This is a genomic window from Marinobacter goseongensis, from assembly GCF_023156235.1.
GTDB lineage: Bacteria > Pseudomonadota > Gammaproteobacteria > Pseudomonadales > Oleiphilaceae > Marinobacter > Marinobacter goseongensis.
This window is the reverse complement of the sequence record NZ_JAKZAI010000026.1, coordinates 13,520-29,390: the sequence shown is the minus strand read 5'-3', so window position 1 is coordinate 29,390 and position 15,871 is coordinate 13,520. Positions and strand designations below refer to the sequence as shown.

General features: G+C 60.6%; 15 protein-coding genes. 6 read left to right on the top strand and 9 right to left on the bottom strand.

Annotation, left to right across the window (positions count from 1 at the left end):
* Positions 1–488: 488 nt before the first annotated feature.
* From MLC70_RS16590 to dksA, 5 genes are read right to left on the bottom strand one after another with little or no spacing between them, the layout of a single operon-like run.
* On the bottom strand, positions 489–1,895 hold the full coding sequence (locus MLC70_RS16590; protein ID WP_248185443.1) for a sigma-54-dependent transcriptional regulator: 1,407 nt from the start codon (positions 1,893–1,895) through the stop codon (positions 489–491).
* A 6-nt stretch (positions 1,896–1,901) separates the two neighbouring features.
* The gene (locus MLC70_RS16585; protein ID WP_248185442.1) at positions 1,902–4,865 is read right to left on the bottom strand and encodes an ATP-binding protein; all 2,964 of its coding nucleotides are present in this window, start codon (positions 4,863–4,865) and stop codon (positions 1,902–1,904) included.
* Positions 4,855–5,031 carry a hypothetical protein gene (locus MLC70_RS16580; RefSeq protein ID WP_012139305.1) on the bottom strand — a complete coding sequence of 59 codons (177 nt, stop codon included), beginning with the start codon at positions 5,029–5,031 and terminating at the stop codon, positions 4,855–4,857. The genes MLC70_RS16585 and MLC70_RS16580 overlap by 11 nt, the downstream gene beginning before the upstream one ends.
* 49 nt (positions 5,032–5,080) lie before the next feature.
* Positions 5,081–5,953 carry a tRNA glutamyl-Q(34) synthetase GluQRS gene (gene gluQRS, locus MLC70_RS16575; RefSeq protein WP_248185441.1) on the bottom strand — a complete coding sequence of 291 codons (873 nt, stop codon included), beginning with the start codon at positions 5,951–5,953 and terminating at the stop codon, positions 5,081–5,083.
* A gap of 50 nt (positions 5,954–6,003) precedes the next feature.
* Positions 6,004–6,444 (bottom strand): RNA polymerase-binding protein DksA, encoded by a 441-nt coding sequence (gene dksA / locus MLC70_RS16570; protein ID WP_248185440.1) that lies wholly within the window; start codon positions 6,442–6,444, stop codon positions 6,004–6,006.
* Positions 6,445–6,619: 175 nt separating this feature from the next.
* Here dksA and sfsA point away from each other — a divergent pair, with 175 nt between their 5' ends.
* A complete protein-coding gene (sfsA, locus tag MLC70_RS16565; protein ID WP_248185439.1) occupies positions 6,620–7,348 on the top strand; it encodes a DNA/RNA nuclease SfsA in 729 nt (242 codons plus the stop codon).
* Here the strand turns inward: sfsA and MLC70_RS16560 are convergent.
* The 3 genes from MLC70_RS16560 to MLC70_RS16550 all read right to left on the bottom strand — a co-directional run bounded on the left by MLC70_RS16560 (position 7,332) and on the right by MLC70_RS16550 (position 9,760).
* Entirely contained in the window at positions 7,332–7,697 is a 366-nt protein-coding gene (locus MLC70_RS16560) for a Rieske (2Fe-2S) protein (RefSeq protein WP_248185438.1), read from the bottom strand. The two genes, sfsA and MLC70_RS16560, sit on opposite strands and share 17 nt — an antisense overlap.
* A complete protein-coding gene (locus MLC70_RS16555) occupies positions 7,694–8,050 on the bottom strand; it encodes a pentapeptide repeat-containing protein (RefSeq protein ID WP_248185437.1) in 357 nt (118 codons plus the stop codon). The genes MLC70_RS16560 and MLC70_RS16555 overlap by 4 nt, the downstream gene beginning before the upstream one ends.
* Positions 8,051–8,131: 81 nt before the next feature.
* Positions 8,132–9,760: a bifunctional aminoglycoside phosphotransferase/ATP-binding protein gene (locus tag MLC70_RS16550; protein ID WP_282448514.1), complete on the bottom strand. Its 1,629-nt coding sequence runs from the start codon at positions 9,758–9,760 to the stop codon at positions 8,132–8,134.
* Positions 9,761–9,831: 71 nt separating this feature from the next.
* On the opposite strand from MLC70_RS16550, the gene mrcB reads away from it, so the two are divergent.
* Positions 9,832–12,159 (top strand): penicillin-binding protein 1B, encoded by a 2,328-nt coding sequence (gene mrcB, locus MLC70_RS16545; RefSeq protein WP_248185435.1) that lies wholly within the window; start codon positions 9,832–9,834, stop codon positions 12,157–12,159.
* A complete protein-coding gene (locus tag MLC70_RS16540; protein WP_248185434.1) occupies positions 12,156–12,740 on the top strand; it encodes a tetratricopeptide repeat protein in 585 nt (194 codons plus the stop codon). Before mrcB ends, MLC70_RS16540 begins: the two co-directional genes overlap by 4 nt.
* A 66-nt stretch (positions 12,741–12,806) precedes the next feature.
* Here the strand turns inward: MLC70_RS16540 and MLC70_RS16535 are convergent, their stop codons facing one another.
* Entirely contained in the window at positions 12,807–13,712 is a 906-nt protein-coding gene (locus tag MLC70_RS16535) for a DUF4382 domain-containing protein (RefSeq protein ID WP_248185433.1), read from the bottom strand.
* A 244-nt stretch (positions 13,713–13,956) separates the two neighbouring features.
* On the opposite strand from MLC70_RS16535, the gene MLC70_RS16530 reads away from it, so the two are divergent.
* Genes MLC70_RS16530 through MLC70_RS16520 form a run of 3 tightly spaced genes read left to right on the top strand, consistent with a single transcriptional unit; the run spans position 13,957 to position 15,744 of the window.
* Positions 13,957–14,544, top strand: a complete 588-nt coding sequence (locus MLC70_RS16530; RefSeq protein WP_248185432.1) for an RNA polymerase sigma factor — start codon at positions 13,957–13,959, stop codon at positions 14,542–14,544.
* Positions 14,545–14,548: 4 nt separating this feature from the next.
* The gene (locus MLC70_RS16525) at positions 14,549–15,247 is read left to right on the top strand and encodes an anti-sigma factor family protein (protein WP_282448513.1); all 699 of its coding nucleotides are present in this window, start codon (positions 14,549–14,551) and stop codon (positions 15,245–15,247) included.
* Positions 15,244–15,744: a hypothetical protein gene (locus tag MLC70_RS16520; RefSeq protein ID WP_248185430.1), complete on the top strand. Its 501-nt coding sequence runs from the start codon at positions 15,244–15,246 to the stop codon at positions 15,742–15,744. Before MLC70_RS16525 ends, MLC70_RS16520 begins: the two co-directional genes overlap by 4 nt.
* The last annotated feature ends 127 nt before the right edge of the window (positions 15,745–15,871 follow it).

The window sequence follows — 15,871 nt, the reverse complement described above, 5'->3', positions numbered from 1 at the left end:
ACTTGTGTACCCACGATGGTATCCTTTTGAAAAGATTACTCACTCGTGGGCAGTTACACAATTTGGCTTACAGGCTCTCGCCTGGAAGACGATTCTTCTCCACATCTACAACTCGCTCGTGCCAAGGGACCCCTAAAAAGCACAGTACCCAAAACACTCAGTTCGCTCACGTTCTGTTCTTGTTTTTGTTGCTGAACGTTTTCCTGCAGCTTCTTGTTTTTGTTTTGACGCTGCGTTGTCACTCTTGTTTTTGTTGTTGTGCGCCAAATAGGTTGCAGGGCATGTGCCAGTTTTATGAATCCCTTTATTTACAGCTAGTTAAGAAAAAGTGATCCATAAGTGTTACCCCGTATAGGTCTGAAGTGTTACCCCAATCTCATTTTGAGGCTCGGGAGTGTTACCTTACGGAACAGGGGGTAACAACTGAGCGGGGGTTCATACTTTGGGTTCGGTGGCCGGTGCGCATCGAGCCGGCGGCGGCCGTATGGTCAGTTCCCCGAGGCTTTCTTGCGGGGGATGCCGAGCCGCTGGCGACGTTCCCAAAGGGACTTCCGGCTGATACCAAGCTTCTGGGCCAGTTCGGTTTCGCTCATCTTGTCCTGGTTTTCCAGAACAAAGTGCTGGAAGTAATCTTCCAGCGAAAGGTCGTTGGAGGATTCCGGTTCCCGCGCCCGAACCTGTTCGTTGTTGCCTTCCACCAGCGTTTGCGGAATGTATTCGTCACCGCCCTCGTACTCCAGATCCAGCAGCGACGGAGTGATCAGGTCGGTGTCACACAAAATGGTGGCGCGTTCGATGGCGTTCTCCAGTTCACGGACGTTACCGGGCCAGCGGTGCCGTTCCAGGGCACGCATGGCTTCCGGGCTGAGGTTCAGGTGTGGCTTGCTCATTTTCTCACCCTGGCGCGTGAGGAAGCGCTGGGCCAAACCAAGAATGTCGCCGTGGCGTTCCCGCAAAGGTGGGATGCGCACCTGCATAACGTTCAGCCGGTAATACAGGTCTTCGCGGAACTCGCCGGTGCGGGTCATGGCTTTCAGGTTGCGGTGGGTAGCGGCAATCATCCGGACGTTGACCTGGCGGCTCTGGGTTGAGCCCACCTTGCGGATCTCCCCCTCCTGCAGCACGCGCAATAGCCGTGCCTGGGCTTCCGGTGGCAGCTCACCGATTTCATCCAGAAACAGGCTGCCACCATCCGCGGCCTCGATCAGTCCGGTGCGGGCCGACACCGCACCGGTGAACGACCCCTTCTCGTGACCGAACAGCTCCGATTCAATCAGGCTTTCCGGGATGGCCGCGCAGTTCACCGAGATCAGCGGTTTCAGCGCCCGCGGGCTCATCAGATGAAGTGCGCGGGCGGCCAGTTCTTTACCGGTACCGGATTCGCCCTGGATCAGCACTGTGGTCTCCGTGGGGGCCACCTTGCGGATCAGCGTGAAGACTTTCTGCATGGCGTCGCATTGGCCGAACATGATGCTGGCCGGATCGCTGCTGGCCTTGTCCGCGGTGGCGGGCGTGGGCCCGGTTTCCGGGTCGACGTCGGTCTGTTGTTTGCGGGCGAGGATGTTCTCCACGGCGGCCAGCATCTCATCATGATCAAACGGCTTGGCGATGTACTCCACGGCACCCATTTTCATGGAATCAACGGCGGAGCGCAGGCTGGCGTAGCTGGTCATGATCAGCACCGGGGTGTTCGGCGCCCGGTTGATCAGTTCGGTTCCCGGGGCGCCGGGCAGCCGCAGATCCGAAATGATCAGGTCAAATTCATCGGGCTCATGCTGTTGTTCTGCTTCTTCCACAGAGCCGGCGTCCGCAACGTCGTAGCCGGCGTGCTGCAGCAGTTTGCGCACGGCGGAGCGGATTATCTCTTCATCTTCCACGATCAGAATGCGAGGCATAGGGTATTACGACCTTTCGTTCAGGCTGATGGCGGCGTTACCGGAGTCCGGTTCGTAGGCCGGCAATTTCAGGCGCACGCAGGTGCCCAGACCGGATTCCGGATCCGCCGGGCTGCCTACGTGTATGTTGCCGTAATGCTCTTCGACAATACTGTACACCAGTGACAGACCAAGGCCTGTGCCCTTATTGGGTGCCTTGGTGGTGTAAAACGGCTCAAAGATGTGGTCCAGCTGATCTTCCGGAATGCCGGACCCCTCATCGGTGACCTCGATAATAGCGGAGTAGCCATCGCGGTTTCCACTGACCCGGATGCTTCCGCCCTCGGGTGACGCGTCACGGGCATTGGCCAGCAGGTTGACGAATACCTGCACCAGCCGCTGCTCGTCACCCAGCACCATCAGGTTGTCCGGGCAGTCGTTAACGTAGTGGATGCCCAGGCCACGGTCACTCAGGGACAGCAGGTTGATTGACTCATCGACACAGCGGCGGATCAGCACCGGTTCGTAACGGTTGGCCTGGGAGTGATTGCCGGTGCGGGCAAAGTTCATCAGCGATTGCAGGATGGTCGAGATGCGTCGGGTTTGCTGCTGAATCTGCTCCGCCGTCGAGAGAATGTCGGGGTCATCGGTTTCCAGCTTCAGATTCTGCGCGAGGGACGAGATGCCCGTGACCGGGTTGCCGATTTCGTGGGCCACGCCGGCCGCCAGGCGGCCCACCGATGCCAGGCGTTCGCTGTGCATCAGTTCGTCTTCCAGTAGTCGTGTCTCGGTCTGGTCTTCCACCAGAATGATGCTGCCGCCTTCCGGATGATCGGGACCACTCAAGGCGGCCTTGTGCAGGTTCAGCCAGTGCGGTTTGCCGTTCAGGTCGAGCCGGTGTTTGTATCGGTGCAGATCCTCGCCACTGTTGAAGTCGTCCAGCAGCAGGTGCCAGTGTTCGGGCAGGGCCTGCAGGCGCGCGCCCACCACGTCGTCGGCGGTGATGCCGGTGAGCTGCTCGATGGCGTGGTTCCACATCAGAATCTCGCCGTCATCGCCCATGGAACAGGCCGGGATTGGCAGGTTCTGCAGAGTCTGGCGATAGTGGCGGCGCAGATTGTCCAGCTCGCCGGCAAGGCCGGTCAACTGATTCTGGTAGTCGCCAAGGGCACGTTCCACATAGCGGATGTCCTGGGCCATGCCTCCACTGGCCATGGCTTTGTAGCCCAGATGGCGCTTGACCAGGTCCCGCGCCACGGCAGGGCCGAGCAGACCAGAGAGGTTGACCTCCACCTGGTCCCGCAGCCGGCGCAACTGGTAGGGCCGATATTCCACATTGGGCAATTTGAGCTGGCCGAGGGCGCGCTCTACCTCGCGTTTGGCCACACCCAGCCCCAGTGGGTCCGCAAGCTGGCGGATAAAGTCGGCAGAGGACGTGGCCACCAGTTCACGCCGATGGGGGCGGGACAGGGCGCCCAAAGAGCAGGCCTGGGCCGCGCTGGCTTCCTCGGCGGTGCTGCCGCTGAGCACTGAGACCAGTGTGAAAACGGTAACATTCACCGTCAGGCTGATGAAGGTGAAGATGTGCCAGTTGCTGTAGTCGGGCACCAGTGGCGCGCCCAGCCACTCCAGCAGGTTAGCGGTGTGGGAGAACGGCAGCACCAGGGTGACGATCCAGATCGCCAGGCCGGAGATGAGTCCTGCGATCAACCCGCGCCGGTTACCTTCCGGCCAGTAGATGACGCCGAGGGCACCCGGTAACAGCTGGAGGGTGCCTGACAGTGAAATGGCTCCGAGGATGGACAGGTCAAGATTGGTGCCAATGGTCTCGTGGAACAACAGCGCCGCAAAAATAATGACGGCAATCAGCAGGCGTTTGATCCAGCGCAGCCAGTGGTAGATGTCGCCATGGTCTCGCGGTGTCTTCAGGGGCAGCACAATGTGGTTCAGAACCATGCCTGCCAGCGCGAGGGTGCTGACAATCATTAGCCCGCTGGCGGCAGACAGGCCGGCAATGTACATCAGCAGCGTCAGGGCCGGGCTTTCCAGCGCCTGGGCAACACCGATGGCGTAGAAATTGGGGCCAGTGGTGGCTGCCAGTTCCTGTCCGCCCCAGAGGATCAGCGGTACCGGCAGCCCCAGCAGCAACAGATACAGGGGCAGGCCCCAGCTGGCTTTGGCCAGGGCTTTCGGCGACGGATTTTCACTGAACGTCATGTGGTACATGTGGGGCAGTACCAGGGCGCCGGCGAACGCCATCAGCATCAGTGCGCGCCAGCTGCCATCGTCGATGGTCATGGTCATCGGGCGGGCTGGTGAATTCTGGGTGTTGAGCCAGGTTTCCAGCCCGCCCATGCCGCCAAATACGCCGAACAGGATCACGCCACCCATCACCAGCAGGGCCACCAGCTTGACCAGTGAATCAAAGGCAATGGCCAGCACCAGTCCCTGATGGCTCTCGGAGCCCTGATTACGGCGGGTACCGAACAGCATGGCAAACAGCACCACGGTGATGCTGAACATCACGCTGATCACGTCGGGGGAGGTATCAGGTGCCAGCAGGCTGGCGGAGGTCGACACCGCCTGAATCTGCATGCTTAAAAGCGACAGAATGGCGGCGCCTGAGCAGATGGTTACCAGCGTGCCTGCCCATTGGCTGCGGTAGCGATAGGCGAACAGGTCGGCCAGCGAGGCCAACTGGTAAGCGCGGCCGATGCGCATTATCGGGTTCAGCAACACCGGCGCCAGCAGGAAGGCGCCGCTGATGCCCAGATAATAGGCCAGGAAGCCAAAGCCGGACTCAGCCGCCACGCCCACCGCCGCGTACACCGCCCAAATGCCAGCGTACACGCCGAGGCTGAGGGTGTAGACCAGCGGGTGTCTGACCCAGTGTCGGGGCAACAGGTCGCGCTCGGTAATCCAGGCAACGCCGAACAGCAGGATCAGATATAACAGGCTGGCCAGCATCAGGCCGGGGGCGCTAAAACTCATTGGGGTCTCGCCGCCATTCCAGCCAGAAGCCGATGGCAATCAGGCCGGCCCAGATGATGTAGGGGGTGTACCAGGCGTTTCCGGGAGAGGTCCACCAGTCGAGAATATTCGGCGAGAAAATATAGATGGCCAGAACCAACAGGAAGACCAGGCGATAGATATACATCAGGCATGCGATCCGCGCTGAGTTTGTGACAGGCTTTATACCATGTAGCTTACAGGGATGTCAGGGGGATTGCGCCCCGCCGCCAGTGTCGGACTGCCCAGTCAAGAATGTCGTTGGTGCCGGATCGCTCAAGGGCTACTGGCGGTTGCTGTCCGAGCGCCTGAAGTGCCTGCATCAGGTTGCGGGAGGGCTGGGTGCCATCCAGTGCCGGTGCATGGTTCTGTTTGCTGAGCTTCTGGCCCTGCTCGTTGAGGATCACCGGAATGTGCAGCCAGCGCGGCGGCGCGGCACCCAGAGCGCGGTAGATCTGCTGCTGCTGGGCGGTCATGTCCAGCAGGTCAGAGCCCCGCACCACGTCGGTGATACCCTGATCAATATCATCAGCCACTACGGCCAGCTGATAGGCGTAGAAGCCCTCCTTGCGCAGAATGACCGGGTCATCAAGCTCGGCCCGCACGGTTTGGGTCTGTTCGCCCAGCAACTCGTCATGCCAGTCGCTTGTTTCATCATGCAACGCAAAGCGAACGGCGAACGGACGATCGCCGGGCACGCTGTTGCCATTGCGACAGCGCTCGGGATGTCGGCCCTGATGCGCCAGCAATTGCTTGCGGGAACACGCGCAGCGATAGGCAGTGCCGCGTTGCAGCAGGGTATCGATGATTGTCTGGTAAGCGTTGTGGCGCCGGGACTGGAAGCGAACCGGTTCGTCCGGGATCAGGCCGTGGCAGGTCAGACTGTGAAGGATCTGGTCGGTGGCGTGCGTGCTTTCTCGCAGCGGATCAAGGTCTTCGATGCGCACCAGCCATTGGCCCTGATGGGTTCTGGCCTCCATAAAGCTGGCCAGGGCGGTCACCAGTGAGCCAAAGTGCAGCGGCCCGGTCGGGGACGGGGCAAACCGCCCGCGGTAGGTTTGTTCAGCCATGGTAATCAATCAGCCGGCCCGGGAGGGGCCGGCGGGCAAGGGTAAACGGCTCAGATGCCGGTCTGGCGTTCGCGGATTTCCGCCAGGGTTTTACAGTCGATGCACAAGGTGGCCGTCGGGCGCGCCTCGAGACGGCGGATGCCGATTTCCACACCGCACTGGTCGCAAAAGCCATAATCGTCCTTGTCGATACGATCAATGGTCTTGTCGATTTTCTTGATCAGTTTGCGCTCGCGGTCGCGGGTGCGCAGCTCCAGGCTGAATTCCTCTTCCTGGGTTGCACGGTCGCTGGGATCCGCGTAATTTGCGGCATCTTCCTGCATATGGTGCATGGTGCGGTCGACTTCTTCCATCAACTCCTGCTTCCATTGCAGCAGCAGATTCTTGAAGTGCTCCAGCATGTCAGCACTCATATACTCTTCACCCTTCTTCATTTCGTAGGGGGTGAAGTTGGTAAAACGTTCGCGTGGCTGTTGTGCAGTGTTTGCCATTGACCCGGCCTCTTGATTGTACTTCACAAGAACGCTTTGCTTCCCTCCGCACCAGCCTTCGCTGCGCGGTTTGACCCTGGATAAAGCATTCGTCCTGAAACAGGAATTTGCGGAAAATAGCAGATAAGTCACAGGGGTGCCAGCCTTGTGATCAGACTTTCACACGGAGACCACCATGAAGTTCCCCCTGCCATTGATTGAAGGCCGGCTGATCCGGCGCTACAAGCGGTTTCTGGCCGATGTGCGGCTGCCGGACGGCAGCGAGGTAATTGCCCACTGTCCGAACACCGGTTCCATGCTGGGTTGCCAGCCCGCGGATGCGCGGGTCTGGCTGAGTGAAAGCGATAATCCCAAGCGCAAGCTCCGTTACACCTGGGAACTGGTGGAAACTGCGCCGGGCGAACTGGCATGCATCAACACAGGCCGACCCAATGCCCAGGCACGCCATGGCATTGAGGCAGGTGCGGTCGCGGAACTGGCCGGATATGGCAAGGTTCGCACGGAGGTGCGTTACGGCTCCGAGAGAAGCCGGATTGATCTGCATCTGTCAGAGCATCCGTCTCTTGCCGACGCCTGGGTGGAGGTGAAAAATGTCACCCTGTGTGAGGCCGGCGCAGGGTTTTTCCCCGATGCAGTGACCACCCGTGGACAAAAACATCTGCGTGAGCTGATGGCCCAGGTGGCGGTGGGCGAACGCGGTGTGCTGCTGTTTGTGGTGAATCACAGCGGTATCACGTCGGTGCGGCCGGCGGATCACATCGACGCGGCCTATGGGGCGTTGCTCAGGGAAGCGGCGGCAGCCGGTGTGGAAGTGCTCGCTTACCGTGCAGAGCTGGGTGATGCGGGCGGACCCTCCGGCGGCCTGTCTCTCGTGGGCCCGGTGCCGGTTATTCTGGAGGCCTGATGTAAATGCCGTCGGGCCGTTCCACCACCTCCAGCGGCGTCAGCGCGTCCCCCTGGCAGGGCCCGGCAATGCACTCGCCGCTCTTCGGCAGAAACAGGGCGCCGTGGGTTGCGCACTGGATGAAGCAGCCGTCAGAGTCCATGAAGCGCCCCGGCATCCAGTTCAGCTCAATGCCCAGGTGGGGGCACTGATTGACATAGGCCCTCATCTCGCCGTCATGACGAAGTGCAAAGCCCCTCTGCGGCGAAGTACCGGCCGCGGCCGTGTCCGCTGTCAGCGCGAACTCGATGGCACCGGTGTTCAGGTCTTCCGCCCGCCCGATGTGTGTCCAGTGCCGTTGATCGGTCATTTGCCGGTGGTGTAGCGCATGCGGGTGCCGTGGTTCAGGGACATCACGATTTCGTCCGCGTGCAGTGCACGGGGGAAGAAGCAGCCGGAAATCTTGGCTCCGGCGATGCTGGCGCCTTCCATTTCGCACTGGCTGAAATCAATGCCGCGCAGGTCGGCTCCCCGGAAATAGGCATGTCTCAGGTCCATGCCGTGGGCGTCCATCCCGCGCAGGTCGAGACCGCGGAAATCGCCATGGGCGAAGCTTGGCAGCGCCGGCTGGGTCGCCTTGGCGGTGTTAAACGCCTCCATGTTTTCACTTCTGAGCTTGTCGTAGAGTGGGTCGTTGATCGGGCGTACTGCGTCTGTGTCCATGGTGCTGACCTCTGCTGGCTTGTGCCGGTATCCGCTGACGGGCACCCGACCCACGGGCCGGGTGCTAACAGTGTAGACGATTCAGGCCGACGGCAGCCCGAAGTGCTGACGGATCCGGTCGGCTACCGCCTCCGCTACGTGTTCCTGGTCAGTATGCAGGTGAATGGTGTGGGTTTTCTCTTCCGTGGTCAGCGGCTCGAACCAGCCCTGCTGTTCATCCAGCAACGCCTCGGTGGCTTCTGAGGCGTCTCCGGAGCGGTTGCGGATCCATTCCCGGCGCAGCTGCTCGGGTGCTTCGCAGTGAATCAGGGCGAAGGGCAGGCCCTGGTTCTCGGCCACCTCGGCCAGCAGCGCCCGTTCCCGCTGCTTGAGGGAGGCGGCATCCACAATTACCGGAAGGCCTGCATGCAGCAGATCCGCGGCCACGGTGGCAAGGCGTTGATAGGTTTCCCGGGTGGCTTCCTCAGTGTACAGGTTGGCGCCGGTGGGGGATTTGCTTTGGTCCAGCGGTCCCAAGCCGAACAGCCGCTTGCGTTCAACGTCCGAACGCAGACGAATCAGCCCCAGTTCCGCAGACATGGCGGCGCTGACGCAGGTTTTACCGCTGGCGGACAAGCCCGTGGTCGCCAGCAGGTAAGGGTTCGGGATGGCGCTGTAGCTCTCCGCCAGTTGGGCGTAGTCCTGATATCGCTGCAGCAGGCCGGCTCTTTCGGCGTCGGACAGTGATGGGTTGCCGAGGGTGAATAACGCAATCTTGGCGCGCACCATGGCGCGGTAGGCCTTGTACAATGGCAGCAACGGCAGCGCGTCGAAATCCCCGCGATGCTCCAGGTAGGTGTTGAGGACCAGGTTGGCCAGCAACGGTTCGCGGCGTGACTCGAGGTCCATCAACAGAAATGCGAGATCGTTGATTACATCGATCCAGCGGAACGGCTCGTTGAATTCGATGCAATCGAACACCGTGACTTTGCCCTCGAACACCGTGATGTTGGCCAGGTGGAGGTCGCCGTGGCACTCACGCACGAAGCCCTGCTGGCGGCGCTGGGCGATGAGATCCTGCTGGCGTTCGAAAGTGGTGCGGGTCCAGGCCTCGAGGTTGTCCAGCTGTGACAGCAATTCCTGATCGTCCAGCAGCGGGCGAATCTGGTCAAAGTTCTCCTGCATGGCGGCAAACACGGCCTCAGGAGTGCCCAGTGGTTTGTCATCGGCCACCGGCGACAGCGTGTCATGAAAACCCGCCGCCTGTCTGGCCAGGCTGGCGAGCAGGTCGGCGCTGAGGGACCCGTTCTCCTGGCGTACGTCGAACAGCTCGCTCTGGTCGAACTGGCGCATGCGGATGGCGTATTCAAACGGCTCACCTTCGCCACCGATTATCGGCTCGTCGGCGGTGCCGGTGATTGGCACCACATCCAGATACAGGTCCGCGGCCAGGCGGGAGTTCAGACGCAGTTCCTCCTCGCAGAAATGCTTGCGGCGAGCCAGGGTGGAGAAATTGAGAAACCCGAAATCCATGGGCTTCTTGATCTTATAGGCGTAGTCGCCGGTGAGGATCACCTGAGAGATGTGGGTCTCAAGAACCTGAAAATCGGTGACCGGGTGGTCGTACAGCGCCGGATTCTGTAACGCCAGAATCAGGTTGTGGGTATCGGTGTCGCTCACTGCTCTCTCCTCGCATTCCCTGAACTTGTTGATTTTTCTTGCGCCTATCATAACGGGCAGATTACAGAAATAACACACAGATGACCTGCCTCCAGCCGTGCCGCTTTCGTTATACTCGCGCCATGAAAAAAACATCTCCCCCCAAAAAGTCCGTCAAGAAAAAAACCGGTAAAGGCCGTTCCGCCCGGCGACCCTGGTTCTGGCGTCTGTTCTGGCGCGTCTCGCTGATCGGTCTGGTCCTGCTTGCCGGCTGGATGGTGTATCTCGATGCGGTAGTGACCTCACGCTTTGAGGGGCGTCGCTTTGAGGTACCGTCGCGGGTTTATGCCCGCCCGCTTGAACTGTATGACGGCGCCAGTGTCAGCTCCGGCAGTCTGCAGAGAGAGCTGGAGCTGTCCGGCTTCCGCAAGGGCGATGGCGTCAGACCGGGCACCTACAGTCGCAGTGGCGGTCGTTTTCTGATCAGTTCCCGCGGTTTTCTGTTCGCCGATGGGCTGGAGCCCCGGCGCCGGCTGGCACTGACCATCTACAGCGACCGGGTTCAGGAGTTTCGAGTGGTGGAGGGTGATAACGCGCCGATCGTGCGTCTTGAGCCCGCCCAGATCGGCGGCATTTACCCGGCTCACAAGGAGGATCGGGTACTGGTTCAGTTGGAGGATGTGCCGGACCTGCTGACCGACGCGTTGCTGACCATTGAGGACCGCGGATTCTATGAGCATTACGGTGTGGCACCGCTGTCCATTGGCCGTGCACTGCTGGTCAACCTGCAGGCGGGCCGGGTGGTGCAGGGCGGTAGCACGCTGACCCAGCAGCTGGTGAAGAACTTTTTCCTGACCCGTGAGCAGGCCCTGATCCGCAAAGGCAACGAAGCGTTGATGTCGGTGTTGCTGGAGCTGCACTACGAGAAGGACGACATCCTCGAAACCTACCTCAACGAGGTGTATCTCGGTCAGGCCGGCACCCGCAGCATTCACGGTTTTGGCCTGGCAAGTCAGTTCTACTTCGGCGAATCGATCCGCGACCTTGACCTGCACCAGGTGGCGCTACTGGTGGCCATGGTGAAGGGGCCCAGTTACTACAATCCGCGCCGGCATCCGGAGCGTGCTCTGGCCCGTCGTAACCTGGTCATCGACGTGATGGCCGACGACGGCATCGTCAGCGCCGCCGAAGCCAGTAAGGCCCGTGCCCGGCCGCTGGGTGTCAGTGAGCGGCCCTCATACTCCGAGAACCGCTATCCTGCCTATATCGATCTGGTCCGCCGCCATCTGTCACGGGACTACAAGGAGGAGGACCTTCGGAGCGAGGGGTTGCGGATCTTCACTACTCTCCATCCGGGGATTCAGTACGCGGCGGAGTTTGCCGTCACTGACACGCTGTCGCGGATGGATTCCGGCTCCCGGGACACCACGCTCGAGTCCGCCATGGTGGTGACCGCGCGTGACAGTGGCGAGGTGCTGGCACTGGTGGGCGGTCGAGACCCCCAGTTTGCCGGTTTCAACCGGGCGCTGGATGCGCGCCGGCCGATCGGCTCGCTGATCAAACCTTTTATCTACCTGACCGCACTGCAGGATCCAGAGCGCTACACGCTGATTTCTCCGGTGGAGGACAAGGGGTTTGCCCTGGTGTTTGACGACGACCGGCGCTGGGAGCCGAAAAACTTCGACAAAAAGGAGCGGGGCGAAGTGCCGCTGCATCAGGCACTGTCCCGGTCCTATAATCTGCCGGCGGTGAGGGTCGGTCTCGATGTGGGCGTGGATGCCGTGCAGGAAACCCTGCAGGCGTTTGGTGTGACCAGTCCGATTTCCCGGTATCCTTCCATGCTGCTGGGCTCGGTGTCGATGACGCCGGTCACCGTGGCGCAGATCTATCAGGGGCTGGCCACATCCGGTTTCAATACCCCGTTGCGAACCATTCGCCAGGTCACCGATGCCAGTGGTGAGGCGCTGTCGCGCTACAGCCTGGAGGTGGACCAGGTGGCGGATCCGGCAGCGGTTCACCTGGTGCAATACGCCATGCAGGAAACCATGCAGGAGGGGACCGGGCGAGCGGCTTACCGTTCCGTGCCCCAGCAACTGTCACTCGCCGGCAAAACCGGCACCACGGACGACGGGCGAGATGCCTGGTTTGCTGGCTTCAGTGGCGATCTGCTGGCCGTGACCTGGATCGGTCGGGACGATAACGGCCCCACCACACTGACAGGCTCAACCGGTGCGCTGCCGGTGTGGGCTCGGTTCATGGAGCAGGTGCCCCAACACGGATTTTCACCGGTGGTGCCCGACGGCGTGACGTATCACTGGGTCAATGCGCAACGACAGGCTCTGACTGACGAGCACTGTGACAATGCACGCCTGGTTCCGTTTATGGCAGGCAGTGAGCCCGCTCAGGAGGTGACCTGTGCGGGTAATCTGCAGCGGCGGATCCGCGGCTGGTTTGAAGGACTTTTCCAATGAAGGCAGTAACACTGAAATACAGCAGCGCGCTGGCACTGGCACTCATCATCGGCGGCTGTGCCTCGCCCGGCGGCTCCATCTACGTGCCCGCCGGTGGCTCGTCACGGGATGTGGAAGACGCGCCGGAACCACCGCGGAGCGAACGGGAGGCGGCACCCACGCGCACGGAGCGCAAGAGTGAGCAGCCGTCTGAATCGGCAGCAGAACCCGAACAGGAGCGCCGCACCGGTTCTCCGAGCTATCAGGAAGCCGGAGACCAGCTGTCACCGGCGGCCAAGAGCCTCATCCAGCAAGCCGACAGCCTCCTGGCTCAAGGCAATGCGCCGGCCGCTATTGCGCAGTTGGAGCGGGCTCAGCGCATCGCTCCGAGATCGGCGGAGGTGTATTTCAAACTCTCCGAAGCCTACGTTGCCGCCGGACAGTTGGGCTCGGCGGAGCAATTCACGCTCAAAGGGTTGTCACTGGCCGGGAGCGATGCAAGGTTGCAGCGGTCTGGCTGGATGTTGCTGGCGGATATTCGGCGCGAGCGCGGGAACGTGGCGGGTGCCAATCAGGCCGAGCAACGGGCTAACGCACTGTAGTGATGTGTTTTCCGTTCAGCAGACACAAAAAACCCCGCAGTTGCGGGGTTTTTTGTCCGACTGATGTTACTCGGCCACGAAGTCTACCGTGGTTTGCGACTCAGCCGTCACGGTGACGTTCCGCGTTCCAAGGAACGTGAGCTCCTGTGCCGCCTCGTTGTCATCGGGGTCGCAGGTGTAGCTGACGGTGTACTCGCCTTCCATCAGGAAGGCCGCAGTGTAGTTGTACTCCGACACTTCCCCATCAAAGGCTACCGGTGCGGTCAGCAGCGGCTCGTTCTCGCTGCCAAGATCGCCGATGGTGGCGTCGCTGCCCTGATAGACGTAGACCATGCCATCGTAAGCCGGATCATTGACTGAGCACCGAACCTGGATAATGGTTGACTCATCTACCGAGCCGGCGATGGACCCGACCTCGAGATTGTTGACCAGTCGCAGCGCCGGTCTCAGCATGAAGTCGGCGAGCGCGTTGCCCTGGGGGTCGACCACGGCTTTGCGCACGTCGAAATCAATGGTGAAGCTGGTGGAGGTGTCGGCGGCGACAATAAAGTCCCCTTGCAGTTTCAGGCCGCTTTGCTCACCGGACGGGACGGCAAGAGAAAATTCAGTATCCCCTGTGTCAGAGCGCTTTACGAACGAGTTTTCAGTATCAACGATCAATCGAACCTGGGAATACTCACCCGCAGGCACCTCCTGGTCGGTAATCAGCGGCTCACTGACGCCGCCCTGCAGGTCCAGCATATTGACGGTTTCGAACCCCTCCAGTGGGAACGAAATCCAGTCACCGTCTGTCGGTTTGAGGCGGATCTCGGTAAATGCAACGGTCACATTGCTGAGATCTGTGGCCGGCGCGTCGGTGATGCCGAAGGACACGGTACCGGTGGAATCGCTTGAGCCCGAACCACCGCCGCCACAGCCGGCGATGCCTGCGGTGAGGGCAGAAACGGCGAACATTTTGAGCGTGCTATTCATAAAAGCCTCCAAAAAGGGTTTGGTTATCGGTGCAGAGCGGCGTCTTTGCTCTCTATGTCCTCTACAAAACGCTGGCTGCGGTTATCGGGTTCCTGCAGTTTTGTGAACGTTGCCTAATGATTCGGCAATAAATGCTCAGGTGGCCCGGGGGCGCCCCATATCACGTCACCCTCAACTGAGGTAGACTGGCGGGCCGTTTCCAGCCATCTACTCGAAAGTAACATAAGAACAGGCGAACACCGGTTTGGCATTACTTCCTTTTCGGCCGTCACGGTCCAAGCGATTTGAAAAGCTGGTCCAGCCGCATCTGCAGGCGCTGTACCGTTTTGCCTTTCGTCTGGCTGGCCAGCAGCAGGACGCGGAGGATCTGGTTCAGGACGTCATCGTGAAACTTTACCCTCGTCTCGACGAGCTGGAGGCCATTGAGCAACTGCGGCCCTGGCTGAACCGGGTGTTGTACCGTCATTTCATCGACCAGGTGCGTCGTAAAGGGCGGCAGTCTGATCGGCCACTGAGTGAGATGGTTGAGGCCGAGCAGCAGTCCTCCTACCTCGAAAGCTTCGCCTCGGACGACATTGGCCCGGAAGCTCACCTGGAGGCTGGCCGGCTGGGGCCGGCGCTGGACAAGGTCATGGCAGCGCTGGATCCGGATCAGCGCACCCTGATCATGCTCCATGACGTGGATGGGTGGCGCCAGGAAGACATTGCGGAAATCCTCGACATTCCGCTGGGCACCGTGAAATCCCGGTTGCATCGATGCCGTGCGGCACTTCGTGAAAAATTGCAAAAGGAACTGGAACCTTTCTCGGGCATCGGACGTGTGAAAGAATGAGGTGATGGATATGTCGTGTCGTGAATGCCGGGATCGGATTGCTCCCCTGATAATGAATGAATTGTCTGCCGAACAGGCTGCGATTGTTGAGCAGCATGCGGCAGAGTGCGTTCACTGTGCGGCGATTCTGGCGGATGAACGAGAGTTGCAGTCCGCGCTGGCGGACCGGTTATCCATTCCGGATCCATCGCCGGATTTCGAGACCCGGATTATGGCCGCTGCGCGCTCGGGTGATTCCATGCGCGGTGGCTGGAGTACTCCGATTGTGGGTGGAGCGATCGCTGCGGCGTTGGCGCTGGGTATTGCCCTTGGGGTGGGCCTGAAGCCGGGCGACGAGCCGCCGCGCGTGGACATGGCCACCACCACGGCGACCCCGGGGCAGGCTACGCCCGAATCCACGGTCTATGAGCCGGTGGTCCAGACTGTGCGTCTCGCGTTCAGCTCGGGCAAACCGCTTCAGGACGTCACACTGACGCTTGAGCTCCCGGCCAATGTTGAGCTGGCAAGCTTTCCCGGACGACATCAGCTGAGCTGGCAGGTCGATCTGGAACAGGGTGAGAACGTTCTGGCCCTGCCGCTCAGGGTGCTGTTCCCGGGCGCGGGCGATCTGGTTGCACACATTGACGATGGCCAGCGGCAGAAAACCTTCAGGGCAGTAATACCAGGTCAGGCCGAGACAGAGAAAATGGAGCCAGCATCATGACGAAGCACAGCAGGCAGTGGTTCAGGCCGGCACTGATGTGCATGGTTGCACTTTTTGTGTCGCCAGCAATGGCGCAGTCTTTCGACAACCTGGATGACCTTGATGTCACCATGAGAATGGTTGTCGACGATGAGGAACTCACCAATTCGGTGGTGCGTGAGATTGAGCTGCCGGAGCCGATGATCCGGGGGCAGGAGATTCGCCAGGGTGCTTCCGGAATGCCCGGGCAGGGTCGTCCCGAGAGGCCGGATCTCGACACAGCGCTGGATGCCATGGAACGTGGTCAGGAAATTGGTGAATCGGCGTCAGAGCGGGCCAGCGAGGCTCGCGAGATTATCGACTCCGAGAGGCCCGGTCGCGATGGTCTGCTGGATTCTTTGCCCGGCCGGAATGGACTGACCGATCTGCCCGGCAAGCATGATCTGCTGAATGACACGGAGCAATTGCTGGATGACGTTGGCGACAAACTTGACCCCGACAACAAACTGGAACTCTGATTCCTTGCCGGATTAGCGGCCCCTCCCGAACAAGCGAACTGGAGAAGATGTGTACCTTTGTGTCGCACGCTTTTTTCTTGTTTGTCGCTGTTATACTCTCCCTGAATAGCGTTGGTGGTTTTGAGCA